Source organism: Parasphingorhabdus sp. DH2-15, from assembly GCF_051668705.1.
In the GTDB taxonomy this organism is placed as follows: domain Bacteria; phylum Pseudomonadota; class Alphaproteobacteria; order Sphingomonadales; family Sphingomonadaceae; genus Alterisphingorhabdus.
Genome location: NZ_CP196351.1, coordinates 668,401 through 689,899, shown reverse-complemented (window position 1 = coordinate 689,899; position 21,499 = coordinate 668,401). Strand labels below are relative to the sequence as shown.

The 21,499-nt window shown below is 50.3% G+C and carries 15 protein-coding genes; 11 read left to right on the top strand and 4 right to left on the bottom strand.

The annotated features are described in order from the left end of the window. Positions 1-7 precede the first annotated feature (7 nt). Positions 8-661 carry a nucleotide synthetase gene (locus tag ACR9YC_RS03280; RefSeq protein ID WP_438729790.1) on the top strand — a complete coding sequence of 218 codons (654 nt, stop codon included), beginning with the start codon at positions 8-10 and terminating at the stop codon, positions 659-661. Beyond that, positions 661-2,175: a tetratricopeptide repeat-containing protein gene (locus ACR9YC_RS03275; RefSeq protein ID WP_438729788.1), complete on the top strand. Its 1,515-nt coding sequence runs from the start codon at positions 661-663 to the stop codon at positions 2,173-2,175. The genes ACR9YC_RS03280 and ACR9YC_RS03275 overlap by 1 nt, the downstream gene beginning before the upstream one ends. Before the next feature lie 20 nt (positions 2,176-2,195). Here the strand turns inward: ACR9YC_RS03275 and ACR9YC_RS03270 are convergent, their stop codons facing one another. Both ACR9YC_RS03270 and rtcR read right to left on the bottom strand, forming a co-directional pair. Then, positions 2,196-2,849, bottom strand: a complete 654-nt coding sequence (locus ACR9YC_RS03270; RefSeq protein WP_438729785.1) for a Crp/Fnr family transcriptional regulator — start codon at positions 2,847-2,849, stop codon at positions 2,196-2,198. Between the two features lie 120 nt (positions 2,850-2,969). Beyond that, positions 2,970-4,568, bottom strand: a complete 1,599-nt coding sequence (rtcR, locus tag ACR9YC_RS03265) for an RNA repair transcriptional activator RtcR (RefSeq protein WP_438729782.1) — start codon at positions 4,566-4,568, stop codon at positions 2,970-2,972. A gap of 292 nt (positions 4,569-4,860) precedes the next feature. On the opposite strand from rtcR, the gene ACR9YC_RS03260 reads away from it, so the two are divergent. The 6 genes from ACR9YC_RS03260 to ACR9YC_RS03235 all read left to right on the top strand — a co-directional run bounded on the left by ACR9YC_RS03260 (position 4,861) and on the right by ACR9YC_RS03235 (position 13,656). Next, on the top strand, positions 4,861-6,411 hold the full coding sequence (locus ACR9YC_RS03260; protein ID WP_438729780.1) for a TROVE domain-containing protein: 1,551 nt from the start codon (positions 4,861-4,863) through the stop codon (positions 6,409-6,411). A 490-nt stretch (positions 6,412-6,901) separates the two neighbouring features. Beyond that, entirely contained in the window at positions 6,902-8,128 is a 1,227-nt protein-coding gene (locus tag ACR9YC_RS03255) for an RtcB family protein (protein WP_438729777.1), read from the top strand. A 95-nt stretch (positions 8,129-8,223) separates the two neighbouring features. Next, positions 8,224-9,237 carry an RNA 3'-terminal phosphate cyclase gene (rtcA, locus tag ACR9YC_RS03250; RefSeq protein WP_438729774.1) on the top strand — a complete coding sequence of 338 codons (1,014 nt, stop codon included), beginning with the start codon at positions 8,224-8,226 and terminating at the stop codon, positions 9,235-9,237. Positions 9,238-9,524: 287 nt separating this feature from the next. Beyond that, positions 9,525-11,507, top strand: coding sequence for an AAA family ATPase (locus ACR9YC_RS03245; RefSeq protein WP_438729772.1), 1,983 nt, complete (start codon positions 9,525-9,527; stop codon positions 11,505-11,507). Positions 11,508-11,789: 282 nt separating this feature from the next. Beyond that, positions 11,790-12,401 (top strand): hypothetical protein, encoded by a 612-nt coding sequence (locus tag ACR9YC_RS03240; RefSeq protein ID WP_438729769.1) that lies wholly within the window; start codon positions 11,790-11,792, stop codon positions 12,399-12,401. Between the two features lie 295 nt (positions 12,402-12,696). Further along, a complete protein-coding gene (locus ACR9YC_RS03235; RefSeq protein ID WP_438729766.1) occupies positions 12,697-13,656 on the top strand; it encodes a complex I NDUFA9 subunit family protein in 960 nt (319 codons plus the stop codon). 41 nt (positions 13,657-13,697) lie between these two features. On the opposite strand, the gene ACR9YC_RS03230 is transcribed toward ACR9YC_RS03235, so the two are convergent. Then, positions 13,698-14,324, bottom strand: a complete 627-nt coding sequence (locus ACR9YC_RS03230; RefSeq protein WP_438729763.1) for a TetR/AcrR family transcriptional regulator — start codon at positions 14,322-14,324, stop codon at positions 13,698-13,700. 258 nt (positions 14,325-14,582) lie between these two features. Here ACR9YC_RS03230 and ACR9YC_RS03225 point away from each other — a divergent pair, with 258 nt between their 5' ends. Genes ACR9YC_RS03225 through ACR9YC_RS03215 form a run of 3 tightly spaced genes read left to right on the top strand, consistent with a single transcriptional unit; the run spans position 14,583 to position 18,388 of the window. Beyond that, on the top strand, positions 14,583-16,496 hold the full coding sequence (locus ACR9YC_RS03225; protein WP_438729760.1) for a DUF3604 domain-containing protein: 1,914 nt from the start codon (positions 14,583-14,585) through the stop codon (positions 16,494-16,496). Positions 16,497-16,550: 54 nt separating this feature from the next. Continuing rightward, positions 16,551-17,363 (top strand): peptidyl-prolyl cis-trans isomerase, encoded by an 813-nt coding sequence (locus ACR9YC_RS03220; protein ID WP_438729757.1) that lies wholly within the window; start codon positions 16,551-16,553, stop codon positions 17,361-17,363. Then, positions 17,360-18,388 carry a HupE/UreJ family protein gene (locus ACR9YC_RS03215; RefSeq protein ID WP_438729754.1) on the top strand — a complete coding sequence of 343 codons (1,029 nt, stop codon included), beginning with the start codon at positions 17,360-17,362 and terminating at the stop codon, positions 18,386-18,388. Before ACR9YC_RS03220 ends, ACR9YC_RS03215 begins: the two co-directional genes overlap by 4 nt. 105 nt (positions 18,389-18,493) lie before the next feature. Here ACR9YC_RS03215 and ACR9YC_RS03210 read toward each other — a convergent pair whose 3' ends face one another. After that, positions 18,494-21,196 carry a TonB-dependent receptor gene (locus ACR9YC_RS03210; RefSeq protein WP_438729751.1) on the bottom strand — a complete coding sequence of 901 codons (2,703 nt, stop codon included), beginning with the start codon at positions 21,194-21,196 and terminating at the stop codon, positions 18,494-18,496. Between the last annotated feature and the right edge of the window lie 303 nt (positions 21,197-21,499).

Genomic DNA, 21,499 nt, shown 5'->3' with positions numbered 1-21,499 from the left:
TAAGATTATGAGAAGATATTTCAACCAGCGCCAGATTAAACTTGATCGGCCATCACATTGGAACGAAAAAAAAGAGAAGTCTATAAAACTTTTTGTCAATATGGATAGCGATATTGGTATCACATACGAAACCGAAACAGAAGTTACCGGCACAACTGCCCAAGAAGATCAAAATGATTATGTAACCGATGCGCTAGATTTTGCCATATGGGCAAAGTATATGCGCGTAGAAATATATCTAAATCGCGCACCCGCTAATATAGAGTGGCGCTGGTCTAGAAAACTGGATGCGTTTACAACCAAGGATAGCTCTCGTCACTGGTATTATGGCGACCTGCATTACAAAACAGATAATGACGACAAGACCTGGGTCAAAGCACGGAAATGGCTAAGGGATGATTTATACAAAGAGTCAAAAGCTATTATGTTTCGAGCAAAGCAAGCCGGAGGCAGCAAACCAGGCTATCATGCTTATAGTTTGAATATTGAGATAAAACAAAGCGATGGACGCTGGCTACCTATCACCATAGATCCTGACGTTCGTAATCCGCCGACTACACCTGATCTTTTGACTGAGACAATTAACGCGATGATAGAATCACGTGAAGACAAAGGGGGCCTCCAAGAGTTTATGCTCTTCGATCAAAGTATTGAGGCTTAATGGAAAAAACTCCCACCCTCCCCCAAATCCTGTCTCTGGCCCGTGCTGGTTCTCCGGCGCGGGCTTGGGCTGTTTTTGTGGGTGCGGGTTGGGATAAGGTTCTGGATGATCCCAAGGCGCTGACGCTTAAAGGCCGGTTGCTGAAAGATCAGGCCAAGGCTGCATCTCAGCCGGAGCAACGCGCCGAACAGGTCCGCCTATATGGTGAGGCAGCGCAGGCTTATGCAGAGGCAGCGGAGATACGCACCGATAGCTACCCGCTTATCAATGCCGCAGCACTGGCGCTGTTGGGGGGCAATGCTGAACAGGCTGCTAATCTGGCCAAGCAAGTATTGGCACTTATTGATAGCGATCCGAACGAGGGCGAAAATGCCTATTGGCGCCGCGCGACCCGTGCCGAAGCAATGTTGTTGCTGGGCCGTGAAAATGAAGCACAGGCGGAGCTGGCCGATGCGATTGCGCAATTGCCCAATGCCTGGGAAGATCATGCCGCCACCATTGGGCAATTCGCGCTCATCCTCAATGCGCAAGGCCGCAGCACAGAATGGCTTGACCAATATCGCCCACCGTCCAGCATTCATTTCAGTGGAATGATCCGGCTAGACCCGTCTGATTTCAGTGCATCGCAAGCTATTGAAGAGTTCTTACAGCAAGAGCAGCCCGGTTTTGCCTATGGTGCATTGGCTGCTGGCTCCGACCTTTTGTTTGCCAAAGCATTTTTGCAGCATAAGGCGCGGACCAAGACTCTCGCCGAACTTCATGTGATATTGCCCTATCCGACGATGCAATTTCGTGCGCTATCCGTCGCCCCATTTGGCCCGCAATGGGAAGAGGGTTTCGATCAGGTCATACAGGCAGCAGATACGGTCACCATTTTGGGATTGGATGACCCTCCGCCGGCATTGGCGGTTGAGATTGCCGATCATTACGCCATGGGCAGAGCCTTGCGTAATGCCAATAATCTGCAAAGCCGGGCCAAAGCCGTCACCCTTGCCGGACATGGTGAAAATTTGCGTCCGCAATTGCAATATTGGCGCGATGTTGGCCAAGAGCTTGCCATTATTTACGGTCAGAGGCAGCCATCAACACAGGGCAGCTTTGGTCAGCAGAAAAGTGTGCAATCTCTGGCCACATTGATATGGCTTGGGCGCGGCACGAAGCAGGTCATGGAACGCGCCAAGCAAGCTGGCGTAACATTGCACCTTCACAAAAAGGGCTGCTGGTTCATCCATTATGATATTGTGACTGCCTATCGCCTTGCCAAACACATTGCGGGGAGCGCAGATGATGGACAGCAGATCGCTTTGCTTCACGCTATTATGGATGTTGAAAACCCCGCGACGGAATTGCTGAGCCACGCAGAAGCATTGGCATCGGCCTCGCGCTCTGGGGCAATTACCACAGATAATATTGGTGCCATGGCTTTGACGCTCACCAGCGCTGCGCAGAGCATTGAAGAGATTGGTGAGCTAAAAACCATATGGGGCGCATTACCGCTTTGGCGGATTATCTAAGGCGCGGCATCTGACCAAAATCAGATAATCAATGATTCCAGCAATCCGCGCGAGACGATCTGCATCTTGGCCTTGTCACGGTCAATAATCCCGCGCCTGACCAGAGCATTGACTGCCCGCGATGCCGTCTCACGCGTCGTTTGCGCGGTTAAAGCAAGTGCGGCAATAACCGGCGGCGGGGCCACTTTATCCTGTTCATCTGCCAAACGCAGCAATTCGCGGTAAACGCGGCCCGTTGCCGTTAATGTGACATGCGATGCGAGCCGATCCAATATCGTATTGAACTGCTTACCCAATATCCGCGACAGCCCCGCGCCCAAACTCGGATATTCGCGCAGCAGGTGATGCAACTCATGCGTCGCTATCTGCAATGCCGTTAAATGCCCATAGACCTTTACGTCCATATTGCTCACCGCTGCTTCAGGGAAAGCACCGAACAATTCACCCGGCCCATGCGTCGCCAGCAAAGTAACCTGCCCTTCATAGCCAATGACCTGCAACTGCGCCTTACCGCCCAGAACCAGCCATATCTGTGCGTTTTCATCACCCTGATGAACAATCACATCTTTATGAGTGAAATCCTGTTGTGACATAGCCGCATCCAATGCTTCCGCAACGTCAGCCGTGCAGTTCAAAAAGGCCATAAGCGCCAATATGCGTTCGTCGTCATGCATGAAAATGCGTCCACCCAGTTTTGCACAAAGCCTATAAATAAACGGCAAAAGATCAAGCATGATCAGCAACAGCAATGCTTAGCAACAAATGCGCCATGCAGTTGCGATGCATCATATAGTCTATGCCGCCGAGACAATCTCGGCCCAGCTCAGTCCAAAGCGGGCAAGGTATTTTTTTAGCCTGTCAGCATCATTTGCACTTTTGCGGCGCTGGCGCGAAGATGCAAACAGCGTCCGACCCGCATCTGACATGGATTTGCTGTTGCGACATACCGATATGACCTCTGCCAATTGCACGCGATCAAAAGGATCAAGTTCGTGCAAGGTGCCTTCGCTCAGCAGCCCACCAAGATCATCCTTGGTATCGGCCTTGCCGCCATGCCAAAGCCGTTCCAATTTGGTAATTTCTTGCTCCACAGTGTCGCGCCCAATGCGCCCTGCAGGCGACAGGGTTGCCATTCGTGTGACACTGGCAGCAAGATCGCGGAAATTGCCTGACCATGATGCTGTTTTGGAATTTGCAAAGTCCAGATATTTTTGCCGCGCCTCTTTATTAAAGGTGACGCGGTTGCCCTCGCGCTCCGCAAAGCGATCCAGCTCATAGTCAAGATTGGGTTCAATATCCTCCTTGCGGTCAGCAAGCCCGGGGAGAGAAAACGTCCAGAGATTGAGCCTTGCAAGAAGGTCGTCACGAAAACTGCCTTCGATTACCGCAGCATGCAAGTCCTTGTTGGTGCCGGCAATCAATTGGAAGTCCGATACGCTTTCCTTATCAGCGCCTACAGGCAGGAAACGTTTCTCTTCAATAGCGCGCAAGATCATGGCCTGCTCATCTGCGCCCAGTTCGCCAATTTCATCAAGGAAGAGCATGCCTTTGTCCGCCGTGCGAAGCAGCCCTGCCCTCTCTGAAGCAGCACCTGTAAACGCGCCCTTGGTATGGCCAAAAAGTGCCGCCATGGCATTATCGCCCCGCAAAGTAGCACAGTTGACTTCCACAAAGCCGCCAGAGACCTGATGCTTGCGCTTTTTAAGCTCGTAAATCCGCCGTGCGAGATGGCTTTTACCAGCGCCCGTTGGCCCGGTTAGCAAAATTGGTGCCTTGGAGCGTCCGGCAACCTGCTCAATTTCATCGATCAAAGTGTTGAAAGCGCTGTTTCTCGTTTCAATGCCCGATTTCAGAAATGAAGACCCTTCCGCCATCTGCACCGCGAAGCGCGACGCCAAACTATCATATCGCGACAAGTCGAGATCGATCATATTCAGACGGCCTGGAAAAGCGCCTTCCATTTTTTTGGCAGGCTGTGTTTGCAAAAGCCTGCCCGGCAAAAAACGGGCCTCAGTCAAAAGAAACAAGCATATCTGCACAACGTGCGTGCCTGTGGTAATGTGGATCAGATAATCCTCTTTGTCAGGGTCAAAGGGGTAATCCTGCGCAAAATCCAGCAACTTTCCGTAAACCTCCTCAAAATCCCAAGGATCATCAAGCTCCATAATCCTGGGCTCAACATGCGTCTCTGGTGAAACTGAGCCAATATCTGCGGTCACCAACTCAGCCAGCCGATGATGCTGCGCACTATGGATGAGGATGAAGCGATCAACCCGCAAATCTTCATGCATGGTCAGGGATACCGATGGCCGCCATTTATTCCAACGCGCAGCCTTAAACGGCCCGGCATCTAGCGTGGAACCCAAAAATCCTATTACAGTGAGTGGCTTCATAATTTATCTTATAAGATAAATTTATATCCAAAGATATATAAATTTAGAAAAATTATGAAATGACTGTTATCGTTGCAATTATAGTGAGTAGTGGAAATTTTGTTATTTTTTAATGATATAGGCAGAAATATACCTCTCTACTCAAAAACTGGCACGGCCTCTGCATAATAAAGCACATCCGGATGATTGCTCAAACATGGTCAACCGGACGATGCGGAATATCGGAGCGGCTGGAATGGGCCAGCCGCTCCCGGAGATTTCCAAAGAAGAGATTTAAGAAAGGAAGATGCACATGGCTAACAAAAGCCTTTTTGCTTCCATATTCGGAAAAGATTCACCTGAAGCCAATGTCACAAACCATCAGGGTGCAATCGCTTATGCTTATAAACCAAAACATAAGCTGGCACAGCTTGCGGCAACGGGTACGTTCAATGATACTTTTTACGCTTCGGCGGAAACGCAACTATCTGACGTCCTTGATGTAGCCCAAAAAGTCGATCCAGTCTTTGTTGCAAAGGCAGCCCTTTATGCCCGCAAACGCGGTGCGATGAAGGATATGCCTGCACTGTTGACTGCATATTTGACTGTTGCTGATCCGGACCTTGCCGTGGCGGTATTTAATCGTACGATCGACAATGGCCGTATGCTCCGCAACTTTGTCCAGATAATGCGTTCTGGTGCCGTTGGCCGAAAGTCTCTTGGTTCGCGTCCTAAGCGCCTTGTTAAACAGTGGTTGGAAGATGCAACAATCGAACAACTGATCCGAGCTTCAACGGGTAAAGATCCTTCTTTGGCGGACATCGTCAAAATGGTTCACCCGAAGCCGGTTTCTCTGGAAAGACAGGCATTTTATGGTTGGCTTATTGGACGTCCTTATGATGTCGAAGCGCTGCCGGAACAATTACAGGACTTCGAATTGTGGAAACGCGATCTTGGTCGTCAGTTGCCTGATGTTCCTTTCCAATGGCTAACGTCATTCGATTTGACTGCTAAACGTTGGGTTCTTTTGGCCGAAAAAGTGGGCTGGCATGCATTGCGTATGAACCTGAACACTTTAGCCCGTCATGGTGCTTTTGGTGTAAAGGGGGCAACCGATATGATTGCAAATCGTCTTGAAGATGCAGATGCAATCAAGCGTGCGCGTATCATGCCTTATCAGCTTCTGATGGCACTGAATGCCACCAATGACGCTGTACCGCTAAAAGTGCAGGCCGCACTGGAAGTGGCACTTGAGAAATCGCTGACCAACGTGCCTGTAATGCAAGGTAATGTGGTTATTGCTCCAGACGTATCGTGGTCCATGCAATCACCGCTAACTGGTCACCGCGTTGGCGCAACGACGGCAGTAAAGTGCATCGATGTAGCTGCCCTTATTGGTGCAGCAGTACTGCGCAAGAATCCTTCGGCAACATTAATGCCTTTTGAGCAGCATGTTGTATCGGTTGATCTTAAGCCCTTTGCTCGGGTTGCGGTGAACGCAAAGCGACTGAGTCAGATTGGTGGTGGCGGAACGAATGTTTCAGCGCCATTGGCATTGCTCAACAAGCGTGAAGCAGATGTCGATCTTGTGATCATTGTCTCAGATAATGAAAGCTGGGTTGATGATAATCGCTACGGCGCGACGGAAACTATGAGACAGTGGCAGAAGCTGAAAAGCCGAAACCCAAAAGCCAAATTGGTTTGCATAGATTTGCAACCTTATGGAACGACTCAGGCAAAAGAACGCAAGGACATTTTAAATGTTGGTGGGTTCTCTGATGCCGTGTTTGACACCATTGCCCGCTTCGCGAGTGATGTGGAAAAACAAGATTGGGTTCATGAAATTGAAGAAATGGAGATTTAAATATGTAATCGTGACGAATGCCTACGGAACTACATCCTTTACCGATAGTCCGATGAGTAATGCGCCCGATATATTTTGGGAGATGCGGTTCAAGTCCGCCACAAGAGAGTAGCATAAGGACAATTGTTTCGTTGAAACTTGTCGTCACGATACAGAATTTATGACGGCGAATGCCGAAGGGATTACATCGACTCCAAATCGCCAGGTCGCGGGTTCGAATCCCGTCAGGTCCATCATTTGGGGGCCTGTAGCTCAGCTGGTAGAGCAGGAAAATCTCTTCAAAACCTTGTCGCCGTCACTTCGTTTCAAAAGGAAATTTGCAAATAGCTGGCGAATGCTAGCAGGACTACATGGTTAGAGCACTCGCGAAGGCGAGGGTTTGGCGGTTCAAGTCCGCCCCCGGGAAACCGGAGTAGCTCAAGAAATGTCTTGCTGATCTCTTGTCGCCACACCGCTTTCAAGCGGATAAAGAATGATAAGGAGGCCTATCATGGTCGAGACAAAATACGAATTTATGGACGTTGAGGGCGGTCATCCCATTAAATTGTGGACACGTGGTGTCCCTGTTGATGATGGCGCTCGCAGACAGCTTTCCAAAGCGGCACAGATGCCTTTCATCTTCAACCATATCGCGGTCATGCCCGATGTGCATGTGGGTATTGGCGCAACTGTGGGTTCGGTTATTCCTACTAAAGGCGCGATTATTCCCGCTGCCGTAGGTGTCGACATTGGCTGCGGTATGATGGCAGCACGCACATCATTGGTAGCAAGTGATCTGCCTGATAATCTGGAAGCCATTCGTTCAGCGATTGAGGCTGCGGTTCCGCATGGCCGGTCGGCTGGACGTGGTCGCCGTGACACCGGCTCCTGGGGTGATCCACAGGAAGAGATTATCGATGCATGGACGCCTTTATCGGCGCGCTTTACGCGCATTACTGATAAATATCCACGGTTTAAAAACACCAACAATGTCACGCATCTGGGCACGCTGGGAACGGGAAACCATTTCATCGAGCTGTGTCTGGATACTGAAGATCGTGTCTGGATCATGCTACATAGCGGATCACGCGGTGTTGGTAATGCTATCGGCACGCAGTTTATCGAGCTGGCCAAGCAAGATATGCGCAAATGGCATATCAACCTGCCGGACACAGCTCTTGCCTATTTCCCGGAAGGGACAGACCATTTTGACGATTATGTCGAAGCGGTTGAATGGGCGCAGGATTTTGCGATGGCTAACCGTAAGATGATGATGAAAAACGTCATTAAGGCGCTGCGCGGTCAAATTGCCAAAGCTTTTGACGCAGAGATGGAGGCGATTAACTGTCACCATAATTATGTCAATCGAGAGCGGCATTTCGGTCAGGACGTCCTGATTACCCGTAAAGGCGCAGTGCGCGCCTCAAAAGGTATGATGGGTATCATTCCCGGATCAATGGGCGCAAAATCGTTCATTGTTCGGGGCCTTGGTAACCGCGAGTCTTTCGAAAGCTGCAGCCATGGTGCTGGCCGCGTAATGTCGCGGACACAAGCCAAAAAAGCAGTATCGCTGGAAGAGCATATCGAAGATACCAAAGGCGTAGAATGCCGGAAAGATATCGGTGTGATCGATGAAACGCCCAAGGCATATAAGCCGATCGAAGCGGTAATGGCCGCGCAAGACGATCTTGTTGAGATTGTCCATACGCTGAAACAGATCGTATGTGTGAAGGGATAAACTTCACAGATACGATCAAAAACAGGACACCAGTTGCAACGTCAGAATATGACCGCGCAGCTGGTGTTTCTAATACTATATGAATAGGTGAACTTATGATCACAATTGACGGCTCTGAAGGAGAAGGCGGCGGCCAAGTACTGAGAAGTTCTGCCTCGCTCTCGCTTGTCACTGGGCAAGCCTTTCAAATCACTAATATTCGTGGCGGACGTGAAAAGCCGGGTATGATGCGCCAGCATGTCACGGCTATTGAAGCAGCTTGCGCGATTAGTGATTCCACATGCGAAGGTCTTGAGGTCGGGACGTCCGAAATCACTTTTCGCCCCGGCACAATGAAGGCCGGAGAGTATAATTTCGCAGTCGGATCGGCTGGCAGTGCAAATCTGGTGCTGCAGACAATTTTGCCACCTCTGCTTTTTGCGGGTGGGCCTTCGCATATCACGCTGGAAGGCGGCACGCACAATATGGGTGCACCGCCATATGATTTTATTGAACGGGCCTTTTTACCGCTCATCAATCGCATGGGGCCAAGCGTATCGGCAAAATTGGTGCGCCATGGTTTCTACCCGCGCGGCGGTGGTAAGATGGAAATCGATATTCAACCCGCGCCTCTGCGCCGGATTGATTGTCTTGACCGCGGCGAATTGCGTTCTGTTATCGGCACCGCAATTTTCGCTGGCCTGCCATATGATATTGCTGAGCGTGAGGTAAAAACTGCGCAAAATGTTCTGAACTGGGAAGAAGATGCCATTGCTGTGCGGCAATTGCCTGAGGACCAAGGGCCGGGCAATATTCTGCTGCTTGAAGCAGAATATGACCATGTTACCGAAATCGTCAGCGGCTTCGGCAAATTCGGCATCAAAGCAGAGCGGCTGGCAAAGACAGCAGCGATGCGGATGAAAGGATATATGGAAGGTCAGGCTTTTGCCGGACCATATCTTGCCGATCAGCTGCTGCTACCTTTTGCACTGGCGGGAGGCGGATCATTTACATGCGTAAAGCCAAGCCAGCATGCACGGACAGGCGCAGATATTATTGCGCGTTTCACTGGACGAACTTTCGCATTTGACCAACAAGAAGACGGTCATTTTTTGGTCAGCCTGCGCTAGCCAATATTTGCGCTCAAGAATTATTTTCTTGTTTTTTGAATCCTGATCAGTAAATAGCCGCAATATTCGCAACCAATATGCGAACAAAATTGGAGAAATGCATTGTTGGAAATATTCGCACAAACGGGCACGCAGCCCAGCGGTTTCCAGACTCTGCCATAGCATATCCCATATGCTGCGGCCGGGCCTGAAACCCAAAGCCGCGCCCCCTAAAATCTGAATATAATACGGAGGCACCGCGTGCGTATTTTGCACGCTGTCCTGCCTTCCGTTGGGAATGGGATATTATGAACGAATTTCACATCGTCCGCAGCATGCTGCTGCATATGGGCAAAGACATATCGGCCAAATCGCCGGTCGCTAAAGCGATAAAGCGATGGGTGCTGGATAATATGGGCTGGCTGGACCTTGGCGTGAGCAAAAAGACGCTCAAGGACCGAGACAGTTTAATGGAGGCCATCCACAATTGGCAGGTTAATGAAGCGCCCGCCCCTTATGTTATGCAATTGGCAGACGGGCTGGCCGACATCCTTGGGCTTGACGAACAAAATCATAGACTGCTTGTGCTGATGATTGCATGTGATCGCTTGCCCAAGGTTCGTGCACTGGCATATCTGGCCAGCAGCAAAGGCATAGATTTGCCTATCATGTTGGGCGAATTGGCAGGAGTGGAAACCCATGATGCCGCGCGTTTTGTGCGGCTTTGTCCGGTTGTGAAACTGGGTCTGGCTTCATTCCAAACCAACCGGCACGATGTTACCTATGTCGATATTCAATGGGCGCTGGAGACCCTGTTAGACCGTGCGCCAGCATTGGGCGACGAACTGGCTGATGCGCTGATTGGCATACGCCAATCCACTTCCTTGGATATGTTAGATTTTGCCCATGTTGAAGATGCCCCTTTTCTGCGTGATCTGATTATTGGCGCAACCAGGGAAAAAGCGCGCGGCATCAATATCTTGATCCATGGCCCGCCCGGCACTGGAAAAACAGAATTGGCCCGTGTCCTCGCCGCGGCGGCGCAGGCAGAATTGCACGCTGTTGGAGAGGCAGATGAAGATGGCGAAGAGCCCAATCGCTATGAACGTGTCAACGCGCTGGCTCTGGCACAGCGTGTTCTGGACAGCAAAGGCAAGCAGCGCGGCGAAAAGACCGCAATATTGCTCTTCGACGAAATGGAGGATTTCATAGGCGACAGTCAGCGCGGGTCCGGCGATTGGATGACCCAGCGCACTGGCAGCAAGGTCTTTGTCAATCGGCTGTTGGAAACCAACGCTGTGCCGGTTATCTGGACCAGCAACGCGCTTGGCAATGTCGATAAGGCGATCATCCGGCGGATGAGCCACGTACTCAAACTCGACTATCCATCGCGTAAGACCAGCGCGCGTATTTACGATCGTATTGTAGCAGACGAGCAGGTTGAAAAGTCAACAGCGATGGAAAAGCTGATCGATAAAGCGCCAGAAGCTGCGACAGTTTTGCGCACGGCTATTCGCGCCACGCGGCTGGCCTCAGCGCCGCCTGAGAGCAACAGGTCGGCAACATCACTGGTTAAAGCTCTGCGTGGCGGTGAGGTACCGATTAGCAAAAGCCCAGATATTGATCTCAATCTTTATCAATCGGAACCACCCATCGCATCCTTGATTGACCGGATTGCAGATGGACAATTTCTCGATGTCTCTTTGCTCCTATCTGGTCCACCAGGCACAGGCAAAACGGCGCTGGCGCATTATTTTGCACGCAAAATGGATCGGCCATTATTGGAAAAGCGGGCATCCGACCTTCTATCTAAATGGATTGGCGAGACCGAGGCCAATATTGCCGATGCCTTTATAGATGCGCGTGAGAATGAAGGCGTTTTGTTCTTTGATGAGGCGGACTCAATCATGCTCGACCGCACGGCCGCCAAAGCCAATTGGGAGGTTAGCAGCGTCAACGAGCTTTTGTCCTGGCTTGATCGGCATGACTATCCAGTACTGGCTGCAACCAATAATACCGAGCGTCTGGACCCGGCAACTTTACGCAGGTTTGACTTTAAGGTGACCCTCAAACCGCTGTCTGAGGAACAGCTGGAGCATGCCTTTATCAAATTTTTTGATGTCGAACCGCCAAAGGCTTTGATGGCGTTGCAGAACCTTACGCCAGGTGATTTCAAGGTTGTACAAAAACAGCTCCGCCACAAACCAGACCAATGCAGCAAAAACATCTGTGCAGCGCTGCGCCGTGAGTCTGAATTAAAGCCTGATAGCAATCAGAGAATTGGTTTCTGAAGATGACCTTTGCCAAAGTCGTACAAATGACCTTGGGGAAATAACGCAAATGCGCCTTATATGGTTTAAAAGTTCGCTATAACCCAAGGCCAGTTTATCCATCATGATCAAGTGGTTGCAGGCCTTGCAGCCCGAGTCTGTGGCGATCGGCCAGTAAACCAATATTCTGTTCCGCAAAAAAACTTACTTTCCCTTTTGACGAGAAGGAGATCGGCTCTAGGCAATCATGTGTGCTTATTTTTTCATAGTTTCACAAGCGCACATCATTGAGGGAGACGTAAAATGAATATCGAGCTAACATTTCGCAACCAATCAGACGCCAGCAAAGTAATGGATGTCGTGATTTTTCAAAAAAATCTCGCCGCCGATCACATGGCCAGGACACTCGCCTGGCAAGTAATAAAGGAATGCGGTCCTGACCAATTTCATCCTTTCACCTATTCAATGGGTCTGCAAGCATCGGCATTGGATAATTTTGGAAATCAATTTTACCCGATGGATGTCTCGCCAGGTCAGCAACTTGCTATCATTCACGGTTCTCTTAGTAACGACTTGACGATAACAGGTCCTAGCGCTGATCCCCATCAAATCGAAATACTAAATAGCCGTGACAAGGGTTCGGTGAATGGGTTGATCGTCAGAGGAGGGTATAGATTGGCTGAGCAAACTGCGATCAGCCCAGGCGAAAAAGCCATCTTTGAATTCGAAGATACACTATGGATTGGCGTGACTGAAAAAATTGAGCAGGGCCAGGTTTTGGACCATGATTTGGTCGATAGCATCGAAACCGAATTACCTTTGGTAAACATCGCGAGCGCAGATATCATTATGCAAGGCGGCGGGGACCAATCCACGCCATTTACCTTCAAACTTGATAATGTGGTTACACGCTAAATCTTGCTGCATTGGCTGCTGGCACCCAATATTGCTGAGCTTAGATTAGCTCACATATTCTGTGCCAGCAGCATTAGATTGCTATCAAATAAAAGAGCGCCATTAATGATGTCTCTCCCCTCTATCATGGCCAAGATGATGAAAAGTGATGGCAAAATAGGGGCATCAAAATTGAGGCTTGCCGCTGCGGCGTGTTGGGCGCTATTGGCGTGGCTAAACATTCTGTAAAAATATCCTATATAACCATTATACAGCTAACGATCTGATGCCCATTTGCGGACGGAGACACGAAATCATGCAAAACCCGTTACAAAACAGCCTTATAACCATTTTTGGCGGTGGCGGTTTTATTGGCAAATATATCAGCCAGCAACTGCTCGCGGCAGGTGCACGTGTTCGTATAGCAGAACGCAACCCTTCCAACGCACATAAGCTGAAACCGCTTGGCAATTTGGGGCAGACGCAATTTGCTGTTGCCGATATTCGTAAGCCGGAATCCGTTGCCCGCGCAGTACATGGCAGCGATGCCGTCATCAATCTGGTCGGCATATTGGATGGCGACTTTCAGGCTTTTCATGTTAATGGTGCCCGCAATGTTGCAGAAGCTGCGCACGCCGCAGGCTGCAAGGCGCTGGTGCACATGTCGGCTATTGGTGCCGATTCACATTCGGATAGCCGATATGGCAAGAGCAAAGGCGAAGGTGAGGCTGCCGTGCTGGAGGCTTTTGCAAATAGCGTGATTTTACGGCCTTCCATTGTGTTCGGGCCGGAAGACGGTTTCACCAACCGCTTTGCCGGGCTGATTTCATTGCTGCCCGTCGTTCCTATCATTGGCGGCGATACAAAGTTTCAGCCAGTCTATGTTGATGATGTTGCCAAGGCTGTCCATGTTACCTTGGCCGATATGCTGGCTGGCAAGAAAACGCATAAGGGACGCACTTACGAACTGGGCGGGCCAGACATTATTTCGATGCGTGAATTGAACCATCATATCGCGAAAGCCAGCAATAATGGGCCAGCATTTGTTGATATGCCGGATATAGTGGCAGGGCTAATGGCAAATCTCACGGGTTGGCTGCCTGGCGCGCCCATGACGCGCGACCAATGGATCATGCTGCAACAGGACAATGTGGTCGATGCCAACGCCAAAACGCTCAAGACACTTGGCTTGGCTGCAACGCCGCTATCCACCGTGATTGATGGATGGATGGTGCGCTATCGCCCACATGGCCGATTTGAGACTAAACGCGGCTGACCATCTTAACGGCCAGTCTATTTCGGCCAGTGCTTCAGATTTTAATCATTAGCCGGGTTCTGGCTAGGGCATAGCTGTTCGCTTACGCCATGCCATTGTGACAAAGACTGATTGAGCCTTTGCTCGGCCAATTGCCGCGCACTGTGCCGCGCCAAGCCCAGAGATACGGATAAACGCTCGCCCATCAAAGCATCGCCCAAAGCCATAATCACCAGTGCCAAAGTATCTTCGCGCAGATGCTGATCATGTGCTTCATCCTTTGCCAGATCATCGACCAGCGCATGAATGGCATCAACAATCGGGTCCAGCGCATCTTCGTTGCCGGAAAGCAACATCCAAGATGCTAACGCTCCTGCGCCCTCACGATCAAAAGCATCAAAGGTCAGATCGACAATAGCCCGCGCTGGCGCTTCACCCTTGCGGGTTTTCAGCACTGTCGCACAAATGGTCTGGCAAATAGATTGAGCCAAATAGGCAGAAAGCGCCTTTTGCAGGCCTGAGGCCGAACCGAAATGATGAAGCAAATTAGCATGAGTACGGCCCACTCGCGCCGCCACGGCTTTTAAAGTCACAGCTTGCGGGCCCGTTTCGATCAACAGTGCTCTAGCCTCTACCAATGCGGCGAGACGGCTTTCTTCCGGACTAAGGCGCTTTTTCTTTATCGGCATTAATGTGAAAACCCATCTTCAATCAAAGCCATAGCATAGAGTCTTTTATTCAAAACGCCACACTGAATGCTCAGTCCAGACTATGGTGGAAACAATCTCCCTATGCCGATCTTGCGGCCTTTCTGTAATTAGAGCCCGCGCCTATAGCCATTGCAACGTCACCACATGCGAACAATACACAGCCTGTCTCACGCCATTGCGCTTTTGCAAAATTTCGCCTAACCTCTTCCCTATAAAATAAAAATATAGGAGAGGATTATGCGGGTAAGGGGAGCGTTGGTTGCGTCTGTTGCTGCAATGGCCTTTATGGCCGGCTGCACTGCGCAGGATGAACAAAATGGTACAGGCAATATAGATGCCGCGCCGGAAGAACGCACTTCGGGTTATAGCGAGGAGCGCAACGCTTATTTTGGTGACCTTCATATTCACACCAAAAACTCTTTCGACGCCTATATTTTCAATGTCCGCACCACGCCGGAAGATGCCTATCGCTTCGCACGCGGGGAGACGGTGAAACACCCTAGCGGTTATGATATTACGATCAGCGGTCCACCACTCGATTTTCTGGGTGTGACCGATCATGGGGCCTATATGGGCATTTTGCCTGCCATGGATGGCGTTGACGAGCGGCTATCAAAACTGCCCATTGCCAAAGAGCTATACGGCACTGACCCAGAGGTCATTTTGCGCGCCTTTCAACTTATCGGCGGCACTGTGCGCTCTGGTGAAGCCATAGAAGAAATTTACGATAAAGAGATTATCGGCCAGACGTGGAAGAATACGGTTGCTGCGGCAGAGAAATATAATGAGCCGGGCGTCTTCACCACATTTTCTGCTTATGAATATACATCCACCTATGCACCAGGTCAGGGCAGCGACAGTTTTGCCGGCGGCAATTTGCACCGCAATGTTGTTTTTAAAGGCAGCGCGCCAGACCGGCCATTTAGCACATTGGATTCGGTCAATCCCGAAGATTTGTGGGATTGGATGGATAAACAGCGCGATGCAGGGCATGAATCGCTGGCCATTCCACACAATTCCAATGTTTCCAACAGTGAGATGTTCAAACTGGCCACCTTAAAGGGCCAACCGCTGACCAAGGCCTATGCCGAACAGCGTATGCGCAATGAGCCCATTGTCGAAATTACGCAGGTTAAGGGCACATCTGAAACACACCCATCTCTCTCCCCCAATGACGAATGGGCAAATTTTGAGATTTATGATAAGCTCTTGGCCAGCAATATCGTCTCCGACACACGGCACAGCTATGTTCGTCAGGCAGTCCGCGATGGGATGGTGTTGCAAGATACAAAGGGTTTCAACCCGTTTCAATTCGGCTTTATCGGTTCGTCTGACAGCCATGTCGCTGGCGGCTCATATGCAGAGAATAATTATTGGTCAAAGGTTGGTGTCGTTGATGGCACCGCCGTTGCGCGCGGTTCTGTGCCGCCCGGTGGTCAAAAGACGTGGGACGGCGTAACCGTAGCTGACAATGCCAAGAACTGGTTCTCTCGCTGGGCTGCCTCTGGTCTGGCCGGTGTCTGGGCGGAAGAAAATACCCGCGAGTCCATTTTTGCCGCAATGCGCCGTAAGGAAACATTCGCAACGTCGGGGCCGCGCATCAAATTGCGGTTTTTTGGCGGCTTTGGCTTTGAATCATCTCTGCTGGAAGACCCGATGCTGGTAAAGAAAGCCTATGCCAATGGTGTCGCCATGGGCGGCGATTTGCTTGCAGAAGGCGACAAAGCACCTGCCTTTATTGCATGGGCGATGCGTGACCCCGATGCCGCGCCATTGCAGAGATTACAGATCATCAAATTATGGTCAGATGGCAAAGACAGCTATGAAAAGGTGATTGATATCGCCTGTTCGGATGGGCTGTCCCCCGATGCAGCAACGGGGCGTTGCCCCGATAATGGTGCAGGCGTTGATTTAAGCAATTGCTCGATCACACCGAACAAAGGTGCTGGCGAATTGCGGACTGTGTGGCGCGACCCGGATTATAAGGCTGGGCACCGCGCCGCCTATTATTTGCGCGCTCTGGAAAACCCAACCTGTCGTTGGTCCACTTGGGACGCTTTGACGGCAGGTGCCAAGCCCAACCCTGCTCTGCAACCAACCTTGCAGGAACGGGCCTGGTCCTCACCGATTTGGCTGGCTCCCGCTGGCTAAGCTCAGGCACTTTTTACACTGGCCATAGGGCATAAGTCCGCATAAGAGGCGAGCATGAAAAACTGGTGGAAAGAGCCTTTTGTACATTTCGTGCTGCTGGGCGCGCTCTTATTCGCGACGCAGAATATCTGGTCGCCTGCTGCGCCGGAAAGCACGGATATTGTTATCAGCAAATCCGCGCAAGACCGGCTTTTCGGCCTCTGGACTTTGGAAGCGCTGCGCGAGCCGACAGCGCAGGATAAGCAGGATATTATCGCGGATTATGTTCGTGAAGAAGCATTGGTCCGCGAAGCAGAGGCGCTAGGGCTGGCCGATGGCGATACTGTCGTGCGGCGGCGACTGGCGCAGAAGATGCGTGAGCTGATCGAAGACAGAGTGGATATATCAGAGCCAAGTGATGATGAATTGCGCAATTGGTTTAAGAGCAATCAGCAACTCTTTGCCACACCCGAGCGCCGTACATTCCAGCATATTTTTTTCGCCGGACAAAGTGCTGAGGCCAATGCTGACAAGATTATCACGGCACAATCCGCATTAAAAGCACAACAAAATTGGCAATCCTTGGGCGACGCCTTTATCGAAAAGCGTGTCTATTCTGATATCAGCATTGGTGAAACAACACGCATATTTGGTCGCGGATTTGCTGAGAACATATTTGCAGAGCCACAAGGGCGATGGTCTGCGCCAATAACTTCTGCCTTTGGCCAGCATCTGGTGCGTATAGCGGCAATCAACACCGGAAAAGCAGCCAATTTTGAGGAGAAGCGCCCGCAAATATTGTCTGCTTGGCAAGAAGCGCAGCGCCGGAGCGCCAATCAAGCAGCCGTTGATGATGTGATTGCACGCTATTCTGTTGAGATAGAATGACAGACATCTTCCCACGGCTAACATGGAACGCTTGGCGATCCATGCTGATGGTTTTGGTCAGCACCATGGCCATTATTTTTGTGCTCTCTATGCCCGCACAAGCGCATGAAGTGCGGCCCGCATTGCTGGAAATTACAGAGACAGCACCGGGGCAATTTGATGTGCTGTGGAAACAGCCCGTCACTGATGGCAAAAGATTGCGCCTTACGCCAATATTGCCGGACAATTGCATTATTGCGGATGAGCGTACCAACCGCTTTGCAGGCAACACGATCATTGAACGCTGGAAAATGACCTGCCCGCTCTCAGCAATCGACACTGGCCGTATTGCGATAGAAGGTCTGGAGCGCAGCCTGACCGATGTTTTTGTGCGGATTGAACGACTGGACGGAGAACAACGTAGTCAGGTGCTTCGTCCCGATGCACGTGTCTGGCAATTGGCGCAGCAAGACTTAGGCTTAAGCAGCATTTTCAGCTATTTGATCATCGGGGCCGAGCATATGTTACTGGGCTTTGACCATTTGCTGTTTGTCCTTGGTCTGGCGCTGCTGGTGGTGCACAGACAGATTATTGCGGTCATTACCAGCTTCACAATCGCGCATAGCATTACTTTGGCGCTGACCGTTTTTGATGTTTTGAGCCTACGCGCTGCGCCGGTAGAATTGCTTATTGCGGCATCCATCGTGCTTTTGGCGGTAGAGAATATCCTGAAACGGCGTGGACGCGAAACGCTGGCATCGCGTCGTCCTTGGCTGATCGCCTTTGTGATTGGCCTTATCCATGGCTTGGGTTTTGCTGGCGCATTGAGCGATATTGGCCTGCCGACCGGCGAAGAAGCACAGGCCTTATTGCTTTTCAATATCGGCTTGGAGCTTGGGCAGATCGCTTTTGTAGCACTGGTTCTTTTGCTGTTGGCATTACTGGCGAAACTCGGCGCCAAAATACATGATAGCGCACAAATGGTAGCGATTTATGGCATCGGCGCGATGGGTTGCTTCTGGTGCTTTGATCGATTGATTGGTTAACCTCCGGACCATCATAACAGACGCACATTTCGACCATGAAAAAGGGGAGCGACCTGTAAAGACCGCTCCCCCGTTTAGGGCTTATTGCCCCCTCTCCTAGCTCGTTTAGAACTTGGCGCGCAGTGTTGCACCATAGGTGCGTGGTTCCTCAAGGAACGCACTGCGTGACGCTGTACCAGCAGCAGCAGAACCAACCAAAGGTGTGTTGAACGTAATTGCACGCGTCACTTCATTGGTCAGGTTACGGCCCCAAAGCTCAATAGTGAATTTTTCATCCGGTGTTGTAAAACCAAGACGGGCATTCACTTTGAAGTTTGCATCTTGAATATCGAAAGGCACAAGCCCAACACCATCATTCGGGTTTGTACTTGTCCGGCGATCTGTTTCATAACGCAGATTGACATTGGCCAGCATTGTCCACTCAGAGCTGTTAATCGGGCCATCATATGTGGCGCCAACAATGCCTGTCCATTCTGGCGCATTGGTCAGAGAGAAGCCACAAAGGCCGGCGGCCGGATTGGCTCCACCAGCAGCAACAAATGATGCGTCACATGCATCACCATATTCAGCATCGGTGTAGGTAACAGCCAAATTGGTGCTGATATAATCAGACCATTGACCAAAAAACTCAAGTTCAAAGCCTCTAGAGCTCACATCATCAACGTTGAAGGTCTGAAACTGCGTTCCTGTGAACTCCAGAACTTGGAAATCAGACAGATCAGAATAATAGAGCGCCAGATTGGCCCGCACACGGCCATCAAGCAATGTGGTTTTGAGGCCCAATTCATAAGCGTCTATTTCTTCAGAGTTGAAGCGTGGATCTGCACCGCCGATAGCAGCGGAAGCATCAAGGTTGAAGCCACCTGCTTTATAGCCGTGCGTAAAGCTGGCATAGAGCAATATGTCATCATTGGGTTCCCATGCGGCTTGTAATGTATAGATAAATTCATCGTCAGAGAAATTATCTGCAAATTCAACAGGCAAACCGGCAGTCAATGGATTAGTACCACCGCTTGGGTCTGCTGGAGCAGAGAAAACAAAGCAGTTCAACGCATTACCTGCTCCTGCAATAGCTGGTATTTGTAACGCACCCGCACCAGCTGCGCCAAATATGGGTGTTAGTGCGCCGTTAATAGCTGCCAAGCCAGATGGATCACCCGCACCAGCTGCGCCCAGAGCAGAAACCAGTCCTGTAAAGAATTGGCGGCTTGCGGCACATGCATTGCCAGTTGATGAAAGCTGATCAAATGAGGCGTCTTTGGAATCATCCACATAACGCGCACCAACGGTCAGACTTATCGTATCAGTAACGCTGAAGATATTGTGCGTAAAGATTGAGAAGGACTCGCCGCTTTGATCAAACCGATTAAGGGCTGATTGCTGTGACAAAGGACTTTGTGCAAAAGTACCCTGAGCAAAACCCGGATCGGTCGGGTCAAAGATGCCGTTTGAGAAAATCGAACCTGCATCAGCAACACCTTGAAGAGCGAAACCAGGCAGGCCAAAGGACTGCCCAATCAGATTACCAAAATCAGGACCAAGGCCCAGTGCAAATTCCTCAACGATTTGTTCATCAGAATAAAATGCACCGATCAACCAATCGAGTTTACCATCAAAAGCATCGCCTTGCAGCCGTGCTTCAGCAGTGAATGTTGTAATGTCATCAAAAGTTGGTGGTGTGCCATCCGGGAAGGTTATGCCTGATACCGAATAAACCTGACCAGCATTAAATTCATCCTGACGACTTTCGCCTAGGAAATCACGATAGGACACGATCGCAGTCAACTCAGCGCCACCAAGATCCCAATTCAACTCACCAGAAACACCCCATTGTTCAATATCATTCACAAATGCTTGGGAATTTGACTCACGACGGAGAGGGAACGGAAATTCGTTTGGAAGTGGGCCAGTGCCTTGAAATTGTGGTCCACCAGGGAACAGCGCATCAGTTATAGCAGCTGGCGCACCGCCTGCACCACTTAACGTTACTGATGCACAGCAGTTTTCGTTAGTTTGCTGATAATCACCAATCAGACGAATACTAATATCAGGTGACGGCTCCCACAAGAGCTGGCCGCGCAGAAGGAAGCGATCACGGTTATTAGACTCAGATCCATCAGCCGCGCTGGTAATAAAGCCGTCACGGCGACGATAAGAACCAGAGAAACGCACACCCAGCGTATCCTGCACCAAAGGAGCATTCAAAACGGCTTGTGCATTGAACAGGTCAAAATTGCCATATGTTGCGACAAATTCTGCAGCATATTCATTAAGGTCAGGACGTTTATTGCGGACGACCAAAGCACCTGCAGTGGTATTACGACCGAACAATGTGCCTTGTGGGCCACGAAGAACTTCAAGTTGTTCAATATCTACAAGTTCACCCAGCGCAACGCCGGGGCGTGACTGGTACACACCGTCAATAAAAACACCAACGGCTGATTCCAGACCAATATTGTTACCAGTAGTACCAACACCGCGAATACGGATCGATGTGCCTTGCGACTCTGTTTGGGATGATTGAATGTTGAAACTTGCCGCAACCGCACCCAATGTTTGAATGTTGGCGATGCCTTGGCGCTCCAGCTCCACCGGTGTAACAGCCGTCACAGCGATAGGAATGTCCTGAACATCGTTCGCCCGCAAGGTTGCGTTCACGATGATAACATTGCTGTCATCAAACTCTTCATCGTCGGATTGTGCTTCTTGCGGCTCCTGACCGTCCTGAGCATAAGCTGTTCCACAGGCCAGCGACGCCACAGAGACCGAACAACATAGGCCCAACACAGGCTTCCAAATCTTTTGCATCCTCTTCTCCCAAAGATATTTTGTTTGCAGTGACTATTCACAATCTCACGTCATAAATTCATCACTTGAGACAAAACTGTCATAATTACGGTTCCGATGCAATTTTTTTCGCGCAGCATTTTTGTAGATGCCCCACCTAATGTTGACGCTACGAAAACCTTAATTTTTTACATATTCCCGTATATGCTGCGCAATATTTTTGCACAATAATATGCTTCTTTATGCAAGGCCGATGCGAATTTATCACATATCTGAGCGCATCCGGTACTGCCCAATCGTTCATCTTCCTTTGTATGAATAGCG

What these genes read in the sequence shown, in the direction of transcription:
- ACR9YC_RS03280 (WP_438729790.1), top strand. Translation starts at nt 8, where the DNA reads ATGAGAAGATATTTCAACCAGCGCCAGATTAAACTTGATCGGCCATCA.
- ACR9YC_RS03275 (WP_438729788.1), top strand. Translation starts at nt 661, where the DNA reads ATGGAAAAAACTCCCACCCTCCCCCAAATCCTGTCTCTGGCCCGTGCT.
- ACR9YC_RS03270 (WP_438729785.1), bottom strand. Translation starts at nt 2,849, where the DNA reads ATGCATGACGACGAACGCATATTGGCGCTTATGGCCTTTTTGAACTGC.
- rtcR (WP_438729782.1), bottom strand. Translation starts at nt 4,568, where the DNA reads ATGAAGCCACTCACTGTAATAGGATTTTTGGGTTCCACGCTAGATGCC.
- ACR9YC_RS03260 (WP_438729780.1), top strand. Translation starts at nt 4,861, where the DNA reads ATGGCTAACAAAAGCCTTTTTGCTTCCATATTCGGAAAAGATTCACCT.
- ACR9YC_RS03255 (WP_438729777.1), top strand. Translation starts at nt 6,902, where the DNA reads ATGGTCGAGACAAAATACGAATTTATGGACGTTGAGGGCGGTCATCCC.
- rtcA (WP_438729774.1), top strand. Translation starts at nt 8,224, where the DNA reads ATGATCACAATTGACGGCTCTGAAGGAGAAGGCGGCGGCCAAGTACTG.
- ACR9YC_RS03245 (WP_438729772.1), top strand. Translation starts at nt 9,525, where the DNA reads ATGAACGAATTTCACATCGTCCGCAGCATGCTGCTGCATATGGGCAAA.
- ACR9YC_RS03240 (WP_438729769.1), top strand. Translation starts at nt 11,790, where the DNA reads ATGAATATCGAGCTAACATTTCGCAACCAATCAGACGCCAGCAAAGTA.
- ACR9YC_RS03235 (WP_438729766.1), top strand. Translation starts at nt 12,697, where the DNA reads ATGCAAAACCCGTTACAAAACAGCCTTATAACCATTTTTGGCGGTGGC.
- ACR9YC_RS03230 (WP_438729763.1), bottom strand. Translation starts at nt 14,324, where the DNA reads ATGCCGATAAAGAAAAAGCGCCTTAGTCCGGAAGAAAGCCGTCTCGCC.
- ACR9YC_RS03225 (WP_438729760.1), top strand. Translation starts at nt 14,583, where the DNA reads ATGCGGGTAAGGGGAGCGTTGGTTGCGTCTGTTGCTGCAATGGCCTTT.
- ACR9YC_RS03220 (WP_438729757.1), top strand. Translation starts at nt 16,551, where the DNA reads ATGAAAAACTGGTGGAAAGAGCCTTTTGTACATTTCGTGCTGCTGGGC.
- ACR9YC_RS03215 (WP_438729754.1), top strand. Translation starts at nt 17,360, where the DNA reads ATGACAGACATCTTCCCACGGCTAACATGGAACGCTTGGCGATCCATG.
- ACR9YC_RS03210 (WP_438729751.1), bottom strand. Translation starts at nt 21,196, where the DNA reads ATGCAAAAGATTTGGAAGCCTGTGTTGGGCCTATGTTGTTCGGTCTCT.